This window comes from Micromonospora sp. NPDC005197, assembly GCF_040608295.1.
In the GTDB taxonomy this organism is placed as follows: domain Bacteria; phylum Actinomycetota; class Actinomycetes; order Mycobacteriales; family Micromonosporaceae; genus Micromonospora.
The window spans coordinates 16,710-32,716 of the sequence record NZ_JBEXHY010000060.1; the positions used below are offsets into that span (position 1 = coordinate 16,710).

General features: G+C 73.9%; 11 protein-coding genes and 1 pseudogene. 5 read left to right on the forward strand and 7 right to left on the reverse strand.

Translation table 11 applies throughout. From position 1 onward, the window contains the following. Positions 1-211: 211 nt before the first annotated feature. Positions 212-2,014, reverse strand: coding sequence for a protein kinase (locus tag ABZU46_RS19650; protein WP_354859755.1), 1,803 nt, complete (start codon positions 2,012-2,014; stop codon positions 212-214). Positions 2,015-2,160: 146 nt separating this feature from the next. On the opposite strand from ABZU46_RS19650, the gene ABZU46_RS19655 reads away from it, so the two are divergent. Together ABZU46_RS19655 and ABZU46_RS19660 are read left to right on the forward strand one after the other, a co-directional pair. After that, positions 2,161-2,361 (forward strand): hypothetical protein, encoded by a 201-nt coding sequence (locus ABZU46_RS19655; RefSeq protein WP_030337978.1) that lies wholly within the window; start codon positions 2,161-2,163, stop codon positions 2,359-2,361. After that, the gene (locus ABZU46_RS19660; protein ID WP_354859758.1) at positions 2,361-3,158 is read left to right on the forward strand and encodes a site-2 protease family protein; all 798 of its coding nucleotides are present in this window, start codon (positions 2,361-2,363) and stop codon (positions 3,156-3,158) included. Before ABZU46_RS19655 ends, ABZU46_RS19660 begins: the two co-directional genes overlap by 1 nt. Before the next feature lie 58 nt (positions 3,159-3,216). Here ABZU46_RS19660 and ABZU46_RS19665 read toward each other — a convergent pair whose 3' ends face one another. The 6 genes from ABZU46_RS19665 to nadA all read right to left on the reverse strand — a co-directional run bounded on the left by ABZU46_RS19665 (position 3,217) and on the right by nadA (position 13,528). Then, positions 3,217-4,215, reverse strand: a complete 999-nt coding sequence (locus ABZU46_RS19665) for an aldo/keto reductase family protein (protein ID WP_354859759.1) — start codon at positions 4,213-4,215, stop codon at positions 3,217-3,219. Between the two features lie 44 nt (positions 4,216-4,259). Continuing rightward, positions 4,260-9,008, reverse strand: coding sequence for a WG repeat-containing protein (locus ABZU46_RS19670; protein WP_354859762.1), 4,749 nt, complete (start codon positions 9,006-9,008; stop codon positions 4,260-4,262). 374 nt (positions 9,009-9,382) lie between these two features. Continuing rightward, positions 9,383-9,943: an XRE family transcriptional regulator gene (locus ABZU46_RS19675; protein WP_354859764.1), complete on the reverse strand. Its 561-nt coding sequence runs from the start codon at positions 9,941-9,943 to the stop codon at positions 9,383-9,385. 176 nt (positions 9,944-10,119) lie between these two features. Next, on the reverse strand, positions 10,120-10,713 hold the full coding sequence (locus ABZU46_RS19680; protein WP_354859767.1) for a DUF3043 domain-containing protein: 594 nt from the start codon (positions 10,711-10,713) through the stop codon (positions 10,120-10,122). 71 nt (positions 10,714-10,784) lie between these two features. After that, positions 10,785-12,140 carry a UDP-N-acetylglucosamine 1-carboxyvinyltransferase gene (gene murA, locus ABZU46_RS19685; protein ID WP_308195384.1) on the reverse strand — a complete coding sequence of 452 codons (1,356 nt, stop codon included), beginning with the start codon at positions 12,138-12,140 and terminating at the stop codon, positions 10,785-10,787. A 212-nt stretch (positions 12,141-12,352) separates the two neighbouring features. Further along, on the reverse strand, positions 12,353-13,528 hold the full coding sequence (nadA, locus tag ABZU46_RS19690) for a quinolinate synthase NadA (RefSeq protein WP_354859769.1): 1,176 nt from the start codon (positions 13,526-13,528) through the stop codon (positions 12,353-12,355). A 68-nt stretch (positions 13,529-13,596) separates the two neighbouring features. Here nadA and ABZU46_RS19695 point away from each other — a divergent pair, with 68 nt between their 5' ends. The 3 genes and pseudogenes from ABZU46_RS19695 to ABZU46_RS19705 form a co-directional block, all read left to right on the forward strand. Next, a complete protein-coding gene (locus tag ABZU46_RS19695) occupies positions 13,597-14,736 on the forward strand; it encodes a glycerate kinase (protein ID WP_354859770.1) in 1,140 nt (379 codons plus the stop codon). A 182-nt stretch (positions 14,737-14,918) separates the two neighbouring features. Next, positions 14,919-15,287 (forward strand): iron-sulfur cluster insertion protein ErpA, encoded by a 369-nt coding sequence (gene erpA, locus ABZU46_RS19700; RefSeq protein ID WP_234587006.1) that lies wholly within the window; start codon positions 14,919-14,921, stop codon positions 15,285-15,287. A 199-nt stretch (positions 15,288-15,486) separates the two neighbouring features. Further along, positions 15,487-15,981 (forward strand): annotated as a pseudogene (locus ABZU46_RS19705) (PfkB family carbohydrate kinase); the annotation flags it as partial. Between the last annotated feature and the right edge of the window lie 26 nt (positions 15,982-16,007).

Sequence of the window (16,007 nt, forward strand, 5' to 3'; positions counted from 1 at the left end):
TCTGGGCACGTCGCCCCAGCCCTGCCGACGATCGAAAGTCCGTTCCGCGTCCATTGCAGGCAAGCGTCCGCTTCCCTCCTGCGCCGTCCGCAGCGCCCCCGCGAGCGCCGGCAATCTTGGACAGTTTCCGTCAGCTCGGAACGGAAAGTGTCCAAGATCTAGCCCGCCCCGGTGTCCGGGGGCGAGGAGCGTGGCGCAGCGTCGTGGGTGGTCAGCCGCAGTGTTCGAACCCGCTGCCGTAGCTGACCCCGCCGGTGGCGCCGCCCCACTTCACGCACGCGCCAGCGGCGGAGGCCCGCACCGGGCCCGCGTAGTAGTCGAACGAGCCGCTGTCGGTGCTGCGGGCCCGTCCCTGCACCTCCAGGTACGCCGACGCCGCAGTCCTGGCCCCGACCGCGGTGTCCTTGAGGGTGACCACGCAGTTGTTGCCGTTGCCCGAGTGGTAGAGCAGGTAGACGCGACCCTGACGGCGGCCGCCACCGTCGGTCAGCGTCGCCGAGTCGATCACCTGATAGCCGCTGCCGCACGCCTGCGCCGCCGTGTACGGGTTGGGCCGGCCCGCCGGGCTGCCACTGGACGTCGGTCTGCCGCTGGCCGCCCCGGTCGGCGTGGTCCCCGGCGCCGCGCTGCGGGTGACCGGGCTGCCGCTGGCGGGCGTACCCGATCGGTCGCCGCCGGTCGGTGTGGCGGTCGCGGTCCGGTCGGCGCTCGGCGTGCCACTGGCCCGGGGTCCCGGGGTGGTGGTGTCCGCGGTCGGCAGCGCGACGCCGGTGCCCGACGTCGACTCGCCCGTCAGCGCCGCCGGATCGGTCGTCCTGCCCGGCCCGGCGTCCGGCCGCAGCGCCGCCACGGCTCCGCCGACGAGCGCGATCAGAATGATCGCGCCCACCCCGACCAGCAGCGGCAGGCGTCGCCGGCTTGACGACGTCGGCAACGGATCCTCGCGGGTCGGCCCGGTCTCGGTTGGCCGGATCTGGACCATCCCGGCCCGGAAGGCCGGTGGCAGGGCCGGATCCGTGGTCGGGACCGGCGGCGTCGGCGCGGGGGTCGGCACGGGCGGCGTGGGACTCGAAACGGGCGGAACCGGCGGCGCGACGGGCGGCGGGGCGGTGGCGCCCACCACGGGCGGGGCGGGTGCGGCCACCGCCCACGGAGGGCGGGCGGAGGGCGGGATGCTGGCCAGGGTCGCGTCGCGGGCATCAGCGGCGGCAGCGGCCAGCTCAGCGGCGCTGGCGTACCGGTCCGCGGGCCGCTTGGCCATCGCCCGCGCGACCACCGCCGTCACCGCGAGCGGCGTGTCCGGCGGTAGCGGGGCCGGCTCGTCCTGGGCGTGCCGCAACGCCACCGCGAGCGGGTTGTCGCCGTCGAACGGTGGCTGCCCGGCCAGGCAGAAGTACGCCACCGCCCCGAGGGCGTAGATGTCCGTGGCGGCGGCGACCGGCTGGCCGGTGGCCTGCTCGGGAGACATGTACGCGGCGGTGCCGAGCACCATGTTCGCGGCGGTCAGCCCGGCCATGCTGCGGGACCGGGCGATGCCGAAGTCGACGAGCACCACCCGACCGTCCGCCTTGACCAGCAGGTTGCCGGGCTTCACGTCCCGGTGCACGATGCCGGCGAGATGGGCGGTGTGCAGGGCGTCGGCGGCCTGCGCCAGCACCGACATGGTGGTGGCCGCGTCCAGTCGACCCGCCGTGCGTACCCGGACCGACAACGGCTCGCCCTCGACGTACTCCATCACCAGGTAGTCGACCCGGCTGCCGTCGGCGAGCGCGGCCTGCCCGACGTCGTGCACCGCGACCACGCCGGGGTGCCGCAACGCCGCGAGCATCCGCGCCTCGGCGCGGAAGCGGGCGGTGAACTCCGGATCGGCGACCAGCGACGGCAGCAGTACCTTCACCGCCACCTCGCGCTCCAACAGCACGTCGGTGCCCCGCCAGACCGCGCCCATCCCGCCCGTCGCCACCCGCTCGCCCAGCCGGTACCGGTCGCCGAGCAGCACTCCCCGTGTCAGCACCGAGCCACCGTATCGGCCCGCACCGACGGGGGTTGATCAACCCGTGGGTTGCCGCGGGGGGCGAGCGAGCGGCCGTTGCGCGCCGGGCCGACTACGCTGGCGGGGGTTCGTCCCACGGGGACTTCAGCGGCGAGGGGAGACGCGGCATGGCGTGGAGCTGGCGGTACGAGGGCACGGACGGTCAGACGGTGGAGGGCCCGGCGGAGTCGTTCGGCAGCCAGGCCGACGCCGAATCCTGGATCGGTCAGACCTGGCGTGAGCTCGCGGCGTCCGGCGTCACCTCGGTCGCGCTCGTCGAGGACGACCGGGTGGAGTACCGGATGAGCCTGCTGCCCACGGCCGAGTGATGGCCTACGACCGGCCGGGCGCCGACGGGCTGGTGCTCGGCGTGCCCAAGGCGGCGTTCCGGCCCAGCCCGGTCTTCCTCGGCCTGGTCGCGCTCTTCGCGGTCAGCGGGGTGCTGGCCTGGAACGGCTACGGCAGCGTCCGCTTCGACGTGTTCGTGTTCGTGGTGTCCGGCTGGCTGGTGTCGCTCTGCCTGCACGAGTACGCCCACGCCGTGGTGGCCTACCGCGCGGGCGACCGGGACATCGCCCACCGCGGTTACCTGACGCTCAACCCGTTCAAGTACACCCACCCCCTGCTGTCGATCGTGCTGCCGGTGGTGGTGGTGCTGCTCGGCGGCATCGGCCTGCCCGGCGGCGCGGTGTGGGTGGACCGGCACGCCATCGGGGGGCGACTGCGGCACACCCTGGTCAGCCTCGCCGGCCCGGCGACCAACGTGCTGTTCACGTTGCTGCTCGTGCTGGCGGTGCGACTCGGCACGTCCTCGGGTGGCCCGGTGGAGTTCTGGGCCGGGGTGGCGCTGCTGGCGTTCCTCCAGCTCACCGCGAGCGTGCTCAACCTGCTGCCGGTGCCCGGCCTGGACGGCGGCAACATGATCCAGCCGTGGCTCAATCCGCAGTGGCGCAGGATGTACGACCTGTTCGCCCCGTACGGCTTTCTTCTGCTCTTCGCGCTGCTGTGGAACCCGCGCATCGGCGGCTGGTTCTTCGACGCGGTCTTCGCCGTGGGTGACCTGCTCGGCCTGCCGTCGTGGCTGTACGCCGCCGGCCTGGACCTGATCCGGTTCTGGCGGAGCTGAGTCGAGCTGAGTTGTCCGGTCCGGCCGGCGCGGGTGCGCCGACCGGACCGGACCCGCGTCAGGGCCGCTCGGCGGGAGACTCGGTCTTGGCCGGGTCCCGCTCGGTGACCGGCTCGACGATCTCGTCGATGGCCTTGAGCAGCTCGGCGTCGAGCTTCACCCCGGCCGCCTTCACGTTGTCGTGCACCTGCTCGGGGCGGGACGCGCCGATGATCGCCGACGAGACGTTCGGGTTCTGCAGGACCCACGCCACGGCCAGCTGGGCCATGCTCAGCCCGGCCTGCTCGGCGAGCGGCTTGAGCTGCTGCACCCGGGTCAGGACGTCGTCGTTCATGAACCGGGAGATGAAGTTCGCGCCCGACTTCTCGTCGGTGGCACGGGAACCGGCCGGCGGCGGCTGCCCCGGCAGGTACTTGCCGGAGAGCACGCCCTGGGCCATCGGCGACCAGACGATCTGGCCGATGCCCAGCTCCTCGCTGGCCGGCACGACCTCGGTCTCGATGACCCGCCACAGCATGGAGTACTGGGGTTGGTTGGAGACCAGCGGGACGTGCAGCTCCCGGGCGAGCGGGTGGGCGGCCCGCAGCTGCTCGGCGGTCCACTCGGAGACGCCGATGTAGTGCGCCTTGCCGGAGTGCACGACGTCGGCGAACGCCTCCATCGTCTCCTCCAGCGGCGTGCTGTGGTCGTACCGGTGGGCCTGGTAGAGGTCCACGTAGTCGGTGCGCAGCCGGCGCAGGGAGCCGTTGATCGACTCCATGATGTGCTTGCGGGACAGGCCGCGGTCGTTGCGACCCGGCCCGGTGGGCCAGTAGACCTTGGTGAAGATCTCCAGGCCCTCGCGACGCTCGTTCTGCAGCGCCCGGCCGAGCACGTCCTCGGCCCGGGTGCCGGCGTACACGTCGGCGGTGTCGAAGGTGGTGATCCCCGCGTCGAGGGCGGCCCGGACGCAGGCGTTCGCCGCGTCCTCCTCGACCTGTGAACCGTGGGTGATCCAGTTGCCGTACGAGATCTCGCTGACCATCAGGCCAGAACGGCCCAGGTGTCGGAATTCCATGCCCCGACCATAACTCCGGTGGATCACGATCGCCGAGCGACGACTCAGAGCACCGGGTTCGCGTCGGTCAACAGCCGGTCGATCTCCTCCAGCACCGCCGCGCGATCGGGGTGCACCAGGTCGATCAGCGGCCCACCCCGCCGGTCCAGCGCGCCCCACCGACCGTTGCCGCTGACCACCAGGAACGCCACCGGGTGGATGACCACCATCGGGTACGACGGCTGGACCAGCACCGCGCCGGTCCGGTCCACCACACCGCGCCGACCGGCCACGTCGACGACCACGAGACCCTCGTCGGTGAAGCCGTCGACCGGACCCGCGTCGGTCAGCTCGGTGACGAAGCCGTGGTATCGGGTCGGCACCACGATCCGGCCGGTCCGGTCGACCGCACCCCACCCCTCGCGCTTCACCGCGGCCAGCCCTCGGCGGAACGGCCGTACGTCGGCGAAGTTGGGCGGAACCTGCACCGCGCCGGTCGGGTCGATCGCCGTCCACCCGCCGTCGGTGAACACCCAGGCCAGGCCGTCGCTGAACGGGCGCACCGCCCGGTACGAGGGCGGGATCACCGTCGTACCCAGCAGGTTGATCAGGGACCACCGGTCGGTGTCCGGCCGCCGGACCCAGGCCAGCCCGTCGTGGAAGGGCTGCGCCTCGGCGTACCGGGCGGGAATGACAACGTCGCCGGCGTGGTCGGTGTAGCCCCACAGCGGTCCGTCCCGGTCCGGCTGCGGGGGCCGGTCACGGTCGAGCACCTCTTCCCGACTCCGGGGGTACGGCCCGAAGCCGTCGGCAGAAGCCCGCGCGGTGACCGCGTCGAGGGCCACCCGGATCCGGTCCAGCAGCTCGGCGTCGCCGGCCCCGCGCAGGTCGAGCGCCCGCTCGAAGTGGTGGCAGGCCTCCATCAGCCGGCCCTGGTCATAGCAGCACCGCCCGGCGTGCTCGTGCAGGGCGGCGCGCAGCCGGTCGGGCAGTTCGATCGAGTTGGCCTCGGCGAAGAGCTGGTCGGCCTCGGCGTAGTCGCCCCGCCAGCGCAGCACGTGGGCCAGCCGGGCCTGGGCCAGCGCGGTCCGGCGCAGCTCGCCGGTGGCTTCGGCGTAGGTGAGGGCGAGCCGGCCGTCGGCCAACGCGTCGTCGAGGTCGCCGAGGATCCGCGAGGCGACCGCGCGCAGACTCAGCAGCCGCGCACGGGCCTTGTTGTCGACGGCCGAGCCCAGCTTCTCGGTCAACCGCCGCCGGATGGCCCGCATGGCGTCCGGCTCCGTCAGCTCCTCGCGCAGGGTCACCGGGTCCAGCCGCCAGCGGTACGCGGCCAGGACCTGCTCCGGGTCGCCCTGATCGGCCAGCGAACGACGGGGCGGCTCCGGCGCCGTGGCGGGCGGCGCCGACACCGGCGCGTCCTGGTCGGACGACCCGCTGCGCGGCCCGGGAATGCCAGCGAGCGGTACGGCGGAGACGGGCGCGGCGGGTGGCGCGGACACGGGCGCCTGCGCGGCCGGCGGTGCGGAGACGGGTGCTTGCGCGGCCGGCGGTGCGGAGACCGGCGGTGCGAGTGCCGCCGGGGGTACGGGCTCCGGTGCGGGCGGTGCGGACACGGGCGCCGTCGCGGTGGGCCGTTCCGCTGCCGGCTCGGGCGGCGGCGTGCGCGTCGCCTCGGTCGCCGGACCGGACCCGGCCGGGTCGGCATCCGGGTCCGGGCTGGCGGTCGATGGGTACGCGTTGCTCGACGCGGGCGGGGCCGATGCCGGCCGGTCCCACGGTCCGGCGTCGGCGAGGCGGTCCCGCGACGCGTCGGTGGATGCGTCGGCGGTCGGCGCGCTCGTCGCACCAGTGACCTGGCGGATGTCGTCGGGGGCGAGGTCGCTGTGGTGCCCCGACGCCTCTGTGTACGGCTCACCGCCGAGCGGACGGTGGATGTCGCCCGACACCGGCTCGGCGGCCGCCGCTGCGTCGTCGGCATCGTCGACCAGGTCGTCCGACCAGGCGCGTGGAGCACCGGAGACCGGGTGTGCCGGCGGTCCGGAGATCGGCTCCCGTCCGTCGGTCGGGGTCGGTTCGGTGGAGGGCTCCACGTGGGTGGCGAGGTCGTCGACCCGGGGGCGACGCTCAGCGTCGGCCACCTCCATCGGGGTGGCCGAGGCCGGCGGCGCCGAGACAGGCCAGGCCGAGTCCGGCGGCGCGAGGGCTGGCGGGGCCGAGACGGGCCAGGCCGAGTCCGGCGGCGCGGAGACAGGCGGTGCCGAGACAGGCTGCGCCGAGGCGGGTGGGGCGGGGCGTACGGCGATCGGATCGGCTGGTGGTGCGGACACCGGCCGGCTCGGTGGTGGGGAGACCGGGTCGGCGAGCGGTCCGGAGATCGGTGTCGCAGCGGTCTCGACGGCCGAGTCGGGCCGCCGGTCGGCTGCGGGGTCGCTGACCAGCGGTTGGGCGGACGCCGCCGACGGGACGTGCGCGTCCTCGGCGTGTGGCGAGCCGGCCGACCCGTCGCCGGGCTTCCAGTCCTCGGTCGTCTCGGCGACGGTGGTGGTCTCGGGTTCCTCGGTCGGCCGCTGGTCCGCTGGTGTCTCGTCCTGGTCGGACACGACCGGCTGGGCGCCCGGGCTGAACCAGGCTGCCGGCCCCCGGGCCGACGCCTCCGCTGGCTCCGCAGCGGTCGGCACTGGCGCTTCCGAGGGCGCCGGGGGCACGTAGCGACGCGGTACGCCCGGGGCGATCGGAAGCGCCGGCTCGGCATCCGGCGCGGGCGCCGAGGACGTCGGCGTCACGGGGGTGGGGGGCTGCTCCGGCCGCTGCCAGGACGGTGGGGGAGCGACCGGCGGGCGGTCATCCGCAGGCGGCGAGGGCCGCTGCCCAGGTGTGGGTTGTGGGGGCTGGTCCTGCGGGGCGGGACGGGCCGGCGGCGCCGGGTGCGAGCGGTTGTCCGGGCCGGGATAGCGCGGTGGCGCGGTGGCGCGAGGGTCGGCAGTCGAAGCCGGTTCGGTGGGTGTGCGGTGCTCGGGCCGCTGCGGCGACTCCGGCCGCTCGTCCGAGGACGGAGGATCCACCGGGGCGGGCAGGAACTCCAGCCGCAGCCGGGCGGCCGGTGGACCGGAGACGGGGACGTCCGCCGGGGAGACCGGTGCGGCGGACACCGGCCGGTCGCGCTCCGGACGACCGGACGACGTGGATGGTTGCCACGCGTGGTCCGCCGAGGCGGGGGAGACGGGTGCCGCGGACACCGGCCGGTCCGGGCCGGGCGCGGCGGGCGAGACGGGTGCCGGCGACACCGGTCGCTCCGGCGAGGCCGGACGAACCGGGGTCGCCCGGCCGGTGCCTGGCGCGGCCGGGGAGACGGGTGTGGGCGGGACCTGGGTGGCCCGGCCGGAGGTGGGCGGCGCCGTCGCGGCGGGACGCGCGGGCCGTTCGTCGTACCGGGGCGGCTCCGCCGGTGGCCGTGCGGGTCGCGTCGCCGGCCGCGGCGGGACCTCCGGCTCAGCGCCGCGGTGCGGCTCGGGCCGGTAGCCCGGCTCCCGTCTGCGGTCCGGGTGCACCGGACCGGGCGGCGGCCAGGGCAGGCCGCCACCCGGCCGGGGGCCGGGCTGCGACCGCGGCTCCTCGCGGTAGGTCTCCTCGCGGTACGGCTCCTCGCCGTACCGCTCCGGCCGGGCGTTCTCGCGCGCGCGACGGTCCGGGTACGCCTCGGTGCGGGCTGCCGCCTCGCGGGGTTGCTGCCGGTGCGGCTCGACATCGGGACGGCGGCGCTCGTCGTCGCGGCGGGGCTGTTCCGGTGCCTCCGGTTCGGGGCGGCGCCGCCGTCCGCCCTCGGACGTCTGTGGCGTCCCGAATGCCTCGTCCGGCCGGCGCTGCCGGTCGGTGGACGCACCGGGGCCAGCGTCCACGCGGGACCGGCCGTCGGCAACGCCCCGCTCCGGGCGGCGGGCGTCGTCGGGTAGGCGGTCGGGGTGGCCGTCGGCCCGGTAGCGGGAGCGGCTGTCCACGGGTGCCCACTGGCCGGCCCCCTCGGCGGCCCAGCCGTCGGTCGGGCGGCCGTCGTGGCCCCTGGCCGGTCGGGTGCCGTACCCGTCGCCGGGGTGCCGGTCGTGACTCGCGGCCGGCCGCTCCGACGTGCCGCGCCGGCGCGGCGCCTCGTCCGGCTCGGGCACCCAGCCGGAGTCACTGCGCGGTGCGGGGGAGTAGGGCCCGGGGGAGACGGGTGGCGCGGTCGGGTACGCCCGGTCCCGGTCGGCCGGCTCGTGTCGGGGCGGGCGGCCGTCGTACCGCTCGGAAGTGGGCTGCTCGCGGTGCCAGGCGGCCTCCCGAGCCGGTCCCCGGTCGTCGTTGGGTCGCCGGTCGGACCAGGCGGTCCGCCGGTCCGACTCGGGGGAGCGGCGCTCCTCCCGTCGGGGCGGCTCGGGGAGCGGCCGGCGGTACGGCTCATGGTCGTACTGCGGGGTCTCGGGTCGTCCGTGGTGCGTCGTGTCGACCGGGCGCTCGTCGCTGCGTGACCAGCCGTAGGAGGGTGTCCCGCCCGGCTCGTCGTCCGCCCCCCACCGGCCGTTGGGGGCAGACTCGCCCGGAGGCTCGTCGGCCCAGGAGCGGCCGAGGTAGGTGCCGTCCGGTCGGGTGGGCGCGAGCGGCGGCACCTCGGTACGACCGACAACTGTCGCCCGTCCGCGCGGCGGTGCCGGCTGGTGGGTGACGCCGATGTCGCCGGGGTAGCGCTGGCCGGGGAACTGGGGGTGCCACTCGGTGGTCGGCTCGACCACCCAGGACGGTTCGTTCGGGTCCCGCCACCGGTCGGTGTAGCGGCCGTTCATCCGTTGAGCCCGTCGCCACACCCGGCCGCGTGGCCGCTCCCCGTCGACGGTGAGGTGGCCGCGGTGGTGCCTCGCTGGCCCATGGGCGTCCGGTCGCCGCCTGCCACGCCCCGGTGGCCGGCTCGCGTCCGCTCGCTCACGGCGTTGTCACCTCGTTGCACATTGTCGCGCTGGGGCCTCGCGTGCCGGTCGGGTCGCCCATTCCGGCAGGGCGTGGCTGCGGATGGAGGGTAACGGCGTGGGCTCGTTCACCGCCACTGTGGCACCGCCCACGAGCGCAAACGTTATCCGATGGTTCCGGACATTTGGGTCGATAACCCAATCTGACCTTTGACGATACCCCACCCGCCGGCCGGGTGGACCGGAGCATCGGGTCAGGGATGCTCCATGACGAGGACGGCGAAGGTGCCGGGGACCAGCGCCTCGTACCGGTGCGGTGTGTCGCCGGGGAACGTCGCGTAGTCACCCGGACCGAGGTCCACGGTGCCCGCCTCGGGGCCGACGCGCAGCCGTCCGGCGGCCACCACCACGTGCTCGACGCTGCGGGGGGTGTGCCCGTCCGCCTCCCGGACCGCGCCCGGCTCCAACTCGATCAGGTAGACGTCCCGGCGCAGGTGCGCCGTGCCGGCGCTGAGCAGCGTCCCGGCGAAGTCGGCCTGTTCGGAACGGACCCGGGGCCCCTCCCCGGCGCGGATCACCCGGATGTCGACGTCCGCCGGCTCCACGAGCCGGCTGAACGGTACGCCCAGCGCCACGCCGAGCGCCCAGAGCGTCTCGACGCTCGGGTTGCCGGTCCCCGACTCCACGTGGGAGATCGTCGACTCGGTCACCCCCGCCCGATGGGCCAGCTCGGCCAGCGAGATCCCGAGGCGCTCCCGTTCGCGGCGCAGGGCGGCAGCGATGGTGGCCAACGGGGCAGCCGGTTCTCCAGGCATGCGTGTTCGCTCCATTGGATCAACGTGCGAGGTGACGAACAACTGGCGACCTGTTCACCGTGATGAACTACGCGCACGCTACAACGAACGGCCGCTGCCCGGATGCTTCCCGCTGCGCTTTGCCCCCAACGCGGCCGGAGCCGCCACTGGGGCGACGCGGGCTCGGGAAGCCGGGATCAGACCTTGTCGCCGAGCTTGACCTGAGGAGCCGGAGCGCGCATCCGCCGGAAGGTGATCGACCGCATCACGGCGTAGAGGTAGAGCGAGCCCATCCGCTGGTCGGTCTTCGGGAAGCGCTCCCGGACCAGCTTGCCGATCTTGCGGCAGATCAGCAGCGAGTCGACGACCACACCCAGGGCCAGTGCGCCCCAGAGCACGTTGGAGATCAACCGCACCGGCGCCGGCATCGCCGCGTTCGAGCCGATCAGCACGATCAACGCGCCGCCGAAGAACCAGGTGCCGACGGTACGCCGGGAGTCGACCACGTTGCGTGCCAGCAGCCGCTCCGGGCCCCGGTCGCGGGGGCCACCCTCGCGGCGGAACTCGGCCGCGGCCTCGGTACGCAGCTGGCGGCGCCGCTCCCGCTCCTCCTCCTTGGTGAGGGGGCGGGTGGGGCCGGCCGGGCGACGGCCGACGGTCGGCCGCTTCGGCGTCTCCCGACCCTTGGCCGGGGTGTAACCCCGGGGACGGTCGGCGGTCTCCTCGGGGGTCACCGAGGTGACGGCCTCGTCGACGAGGTCGGTGGACTTGCGGCGAAAGAGCGACGGCACGCGGCAAGGGTAGCCAACGGTTCGCGCCCGGTGCACATCGCGGTGCACCGGGCGCGGAAGGTCTGACGAGGTTACGGGCGCTCGGCGTGCGCGCCGAGGTCGGCGAGCTTCGCCTCGAAGTCCTCGTAGCCCCGGTTGATCAGGTCGACGCCGTACACCCGGGAGGTGCCCTCGGCCGCGAGCGCCGCGATCAGGTGGCTGAAACCGGCCCGCAGGTCGGGGATGACCAGGTCGGCGGCGTGCAGCTTGCTCGGCCCGGCGATCACCGCCGAGTGCTTGAAGTTGCGCCGGCCGAAGCGGCACGGGGTGCCGCCGAGGCAATCCCGGTAGACCTGGATGTTGGCGCCCATCGAGTTCAGCGCCTCGGTGTAGCCCAGCCGCTGCTCGTAGACCGTCTCGTGCACGATCGACAGGCCGCGGGCCTGGGTCAGCGCCACGACCAGCGGCTGCTGCCAGTCGGTCATGAAGCCGGGGTGGACGTCGGTCTCCAGCGCCACCGCGTTCAGCTCGCCGCCGGGGTGCCAGAAGCGGATGCCGCCCTCCTGGCCCGGGTCGCCCAGCTTCGGCGGCCGGGTGTCGGTGACCTCGTACTCGCCGCCGACGGACCGGAAGATGTTCAGGAAGGTCATCATGTCGGCCTGCTGCGCGCCGAGCACCTCGACGTGGCCACGGGTGGCCAGCGCGGCCGCGGCCCAGCTGGCGGCCTCGATCCGGTCGGGGATCGGCCGGTGGGTGTACCCGTGCAGCTTCGGCACGCCCTGGATCTCGATCACCCGGTCGGTGTGGACCTTGATGATCGCGCCCATCTTCTGCAGGATGCAGATCAGGTCGATGATCTCCGGCTCCACCGCGGCGTTGCGCAGCTCGGTGACGCCCTCGGCCATCACCGCGGTCAGCAGCACCTGCTCGGTGGCGCCGACGCTCGGGTACGGCAGGGCGAACTTGGTGCCGTGCAGGCCGTTCGGCGCGGAGAGGTGCAGCCCCTCGGGCCGCTTGTCGACAGTCGCGCCGAACTCCCGCAGCGCCTGCAGGTGGAAGTCGATCGGGCGCGGGCCGATGTGGCAGCCGCCCAGATCCGGGATGAACGCGTGCCCGAGCCGGTGCAGCAGCGGCCCGCAGAACAGGATCGGGATCCGGCTCGAACCGGCGTGCACGTTGATCTGGTCGGTGCTGGCGCTCTCCACGTTCGCCGGGTCGAAGACGAGCTCGCCGTCCTCGGCGCCGTCGGTCACCTTGACGCCGTGCAGACCGAGTAGACCCCGGACCACCTCGACGTCGCGGATCTTCGGCACGTCGAACAGCCGGCTCGGGCTGTCGCCCAGCAGTGCGGCGACCATCGCCTTCGAAACCAGGTTCTTCGCGCCGCGCACGCGGATCCGCCCTTCGAGCGGAGTGCCTCCATGCACGATCAGGACGTCGTCGGTCAACGCAACCTCCAGCGCTTCGGTGCTGCTGTGTTGATGGTGGGGAGCCTGAACTCTGTCGCTACCCCGGATGCGGCCATATCGAAACGGCCCGCTTGCGTCCTCGCCCCGGCAGCATAGCCCTCGGTGACGAAAAAGGACTCGGTCACACCAGCGTGTGTGGCATTAATCGGTGATCCGGCACTTTTGCGTACCAAGGGCGTCACGGATCGTGATCACGCACCCGGCAGCGCGAGCATCTGGTCCAGCGCCACCCGGGCGTGGTGCGCGGTGTCGGCGTCGACAGTGATCTGGTTGACGACCCGGCCCGCGACCAGCTCCTCCAGGGCCCAGACCAGGTGCGGCAGATCGATCCGGTTCATGGTCGAGCAGTAGCAGACCGCCTTGTCCAGGAACATGATCTGCTTGTCCGGGTGGGCCAGCGCCAACCGGCGGACCAGGTTCAGCTCGGTGCCCAGCGCCCACGCCGAGCCGGCCGGCGCCGCCTCGATGGTCTTGATGATGTACTCGGTCGAACCGACGTGGTCGGCGGCCGTGACCACCTCGTGCCGGCACTCCGGGTGGACCAGCACGTTGACCCCGGGAACCCGCGCCCGCACGTCGTTGACGCTCTCCAGGGTGAACCGGCCGTGCACCGAGCAGTGCCCTCGCCACAGGATCATCTTGGCGTCCCGCAGCTGCTCCGGCGTGAGCCCGCCACCGGGCTTGTGCGGGTCGTAGAGCACGCAGTCGTCCAGCGACAGGCCCATCTCCAGCACCGCCGTGTTGCGGCCCAGGTGCTGGTCCGGCAGGAAGAGCACCTTCGAGCCCTGCTCGAACGCCCAGTCCAGGGCGCGCTTGGCGTTGGACGAGGTGCAGACCACGCCGCCGTTGCGGCCGACGAAACCCTTGATGTCGGCCGAGGAGTTCATGTACGTCACCGGCACGGTCTCGCCGGCGATGCCCAGCTCGGCGAGCGTGTCCCAGGCGGCCTCGACCTGACCCAGCACGGCCATGTCCGCCATCGAACAGCCGGCCGCCAGGTCGGGCAGGATCACCCGCTGGGCGTCCGTGGTGAGGATGTCGGCGCTCTCGGCCATGAAGTGCACGCCGCAGAAGACGATGTACTCGGCGTCCGGCCGGGCGGCGGCCTCCCGGGCCAGCTTGAACGAGTCGCCGGTCACGTCCGCGAACTGGATCACCTCGTCGCGCTGGTAGTGGTGCCCCAGCACGAAGACCTTGCTGCCCAGCTTCGCCTTCGCCGCCGTGGCACGGGCCACCAGATCCGGGTCGCTGGGCGCCGGCAGGTCGCCCGGACACTCGACGCCGCGCTCGGTGTCGGGGTCGCTGCCCCGGCCGAGCAGCAGCAGAGCCGTCGCCGTGTTGGAGGGTTCCACCCAGGTCGAAGTCACGTAGCCCATGGTCCCACAGCGCGAGCGCGCCGCAGCTCCGCTCGGTGTGGGCTGCCACACTGCTCGACATGCGCGTGCTGCTCTGCCCCGACAAGTTCGCCGGCACCCTGCCCGCACCGGAGGTCGCCGCCGCGGTGGCGGACGGCTGGCGCAGCGTCGCCGACGGTGACGACCTGCTGATCCGGCCACTCGCCGACGGCGGCCCGGGCTTCGTGGAGGTGCTCGCCGAGGCGCTCGGCGGCCGGCGGGTGACGGTGTCGACCGTCGACCCGCTGGGCCGGCCGACGGCCGGTGAGATCCTGCTCACCGCCGACGGCACGACGGCCTACCTGGAGAGCGCGCAGGCGTGCGGCCTGCACCTGCTCTCCGCAGCCGAGCGCGACCCGAAGACCACCACGTCGTACGGGCTGGGTCTGCTGGTGACCGCCGCCGTGGAGAGCGGGGCCCGGACGGTGGTGATCGGGCTGGGCGGCTCCGCCACCAACGACGCCGGCGCCGGCATGCTCACCGCGCTGGGCGCGACCCCGCTCGACGCCACGGGTGCGGCGCTGCCGTACGGCGGGGCGGCGTTGGCCCTGGTCGACGCCCTCGACGGCGCTCCCCGGCTGCGCGGCGCCCGGCTCGTCGCCGCCACCGACGTGGACAACCCGCTGCTCGGCCTGCACGGCGCGAGCAACGTGTTCGGCCCGCAGAAGGGCGCCGACCGCCCCGACGTCCTGCTGCTCGACGCGGCCCTGGAGCGTTTCGCTGCGGTGCTGGAGCGGGACCTTCCCGGCTGCCCGCCGGGGCTCGGCGCGCTGCCCGGCGGTGGGGCCGCCGGCGGCCTCGGCGCGGCCATCCTCGCGCTCGGCGGCGCCTGCGAGTCGGGCATCGGCCTGGTCACCCGGGCCACCCGGCTGGACGCCGCGCTCGACACCGCCGACCTGGTGATCACCGGGGAGGGGTCCTTCGACCACCAGTCGTTGCGCGGCAAGGTCGTCGCCGGGGTGGCCGGGGCCGCCCGGGACCGTGGGGTGCCCTGCGTGGTGGTGGCCGGCCAGGTCAGCACCGGCCGACGGGAGGCCGCCTCGGCGGGGGTGACCGACGCGTACAGCCTGGTCGAGCACTTCGGTGGGGAGCAGGCCGGCGGGCTCGACGCCGCGCTGAGCCGTCCCGCCGACGGGCTGCGCGAGCTGGGCGCCCGACTGGCCCGGCAGTGGAGCCGCTGAGCGCTCGGCCCACCCGGTCCAGGCCGTCTCGTCCGGGCCGACCTGGGGCGCTGGTCCCGCCACGCGGGTACGTCCGGCCGGGGCGGCGTACGATCGGAACTGGACCACAACCGGGAATCACTGGACGGCGCGCGGCGTTGGCCAGTGCGTCCGGACCCAAAACCGCGCAGGGAGACTTCCACGTGACCACGCCAGCGCAGACCGAGTCGACCGAGGCCCAGGCCCCTACTTCCGTCGTCCTCACCGACGTCGCGGCGCAGAAGGTCAAGGCCCTGATCGAGCAGGAGGGCCGCGACGACCTGCGGCTCCGCGTCGCGGTGCAGCCGGGTGGCTGCTCCGGCCTGCGGTACCAGCTCTTCTTCGACGAGCGTTCGCTCGACGGTGACGTCGTCAGCGACTTCGGTGGCGTCGAGGTCGTCGTCGACCGGATGAGCGCCCCCTACCTGTCCGGCGCGACGATCGACTTCGCCGACCGGATCGACGCCCAGGGCTTCACCATCGACAACCCCAACGCGGGCAACTCCTGCGCCTGCGGCGACTCGTTCAACTAAGTCGCGCACCACGCACCACCGACGACGGGGCCGTCCTGCGGGACGGCCCCGCCGTCGTGTCGGGGTGACGGTGGGAGCGGTCCCGGGTGACCCCGGCAAACCGGTGGACGGGCGGTTGCCGTTGCCCGACCGACCGGACACGTCGGGGTTGCCGGGCCGGTAGGCTGACCGCGCCCTGCTCCCGACCCTGAGGGTTGACATGAAGATCGCCGTGACCGGCTCGATCGCCACCGATCACCTGATGAGCTTCCCGGGTCGCTTCGCCGACCAGCTCATCGCCGATCAGCTGCACAAGATTTCCCTCTCCTTCCTGGTGGACGACCTGGTTCTCCGCCGTGGCGGGGTCGCGGCGAACATCTCCTTCGGCATGGGGCAGCTCGGGATGCGCCCGGTGCTGCTCGGGGCGGTGGGCGCGGACTTCGCCGACTACCGCTCCTGGCTGGAGCGGCACGGCGTGGACTGTGACTCCGTGCACATCAGTGAGGTGGCGCACACGGCGCGGTTCGTCTGCACCACCGACACCGACATGTGCCAGATCGCGTCGTTCTACGCGGGTGCGATGAGCGAGGCGCGCAACATCGAACTGGCCCCCGTCGCCGACCGGCTCGGCGGGCTGGACCTGGTGCTGGTCAGCGCGAACGACCCGGAGGCGATGCTGCGGCACTCGGCCGAGTGCCGCAGCCGTGGGTACGCCTAAGAGGCCCACCCCTCCCAAAGATA

Bases quoted from the DNA above. Each gene is read 5' to 3' on its own strand.
- ABZU46_RS19660 (WP_354859758.1), top strand. From the start codon at position 2,361: ATGGCCTACGACCGGCCGGGCGCCGACGGGCTGGTGCTCGGCGTGCCC.
- ABZU46_RS19670 (WP_354859762.1), bottom strand. From the start codon at position 9,008: ATGAACGGCCGCTACACCGACCGGTGGCGGGACCCGAACGAACCGTCC.
- ABZU46_RS19695 (WP_354859770.1), top strand. From the start codon at position 13,597: ATGCGCGTGCTGCTCTGCCCCGACAAGTTCGCCGGCACCCTGCCCGCA.
- ABZU46_RS19675 (WP_354859764.1), bottom strand. From the start codon at position 9,943: ATGCCTGGAGAACCGGCTGCCCCGTTGGCCACCATCGCTGCCGCCCTG.
- ABZU46_RS19665 (WP_354859759.1), bottom strand. From the start codon at position 4,215: ATGGAATTCCGACACCTGGGCCGTTCTGGCCTGATGGTCAGCGAGATC.
- ABZU46_RS19655 (WP_030337978.1), top strand. From the start codon at position 2,161: ATGGCGTGGAGCTGGCGGTACGAGGGCACGGACGGTCAGACGGTGGAG.